Source organism: Neobacillus drentensis, from assembly GCF_036966985.1.
GTDB lineage: Bacteria > Bacillota > Bacilli > Bacillales > Cytobacillaceae > Neobacillus > Neobacillus drentensis_E.
In genome coordinates this window covers 6,078-6,406 of record NZ_JBALSN010000186.1, presented here as the reverse complement: position 1 = coordinate 6,406, position 329 = coordinate 6,078, and the positions used below count along the sequence as shown (strand labels likewise).

General features: G+C 45.0%; 1 pseudogene. It reads right to left on the bottom strand.

Going from position 1 to position 329, the window contains the following annotated elements:
- Positions 1-34: 34 nt before the first annotated feature.
- Positions 35-329, bottom strand: a pseudogene (locus tag V7659_RS12695) (hypothetical protein); the annotation flags it as partial.

Here is a 329-nt window from a genome sequence, read left to right as displayed (position 1 = left end):
GGTGTCAGGCACCAATCACCAATTACCAATCGTTCTATAACTCTAAAAGGGCGCGGATTTGCTTTTTGACATTCTTTTTAGTCGAATCATCAAGAATAAAATCAGCCGGGTAGTAGAGCTTATGGTCGGTCCTTCTTTTCCCCGAAATCGCATCAACAATCTCCGATTCGCGTGAAAGCTCCTTCAATTCCCCACTTTGCATTAACAAATGAATCGGGAGGCGCTCCTCTTCCTCACCGGGACGATAGAAATCATACGGCAAATCCGACGAGGAATCGACCACCAAATAATACTCAGGGTCCAACCCTGCCTTTTTGAATAATGAACCT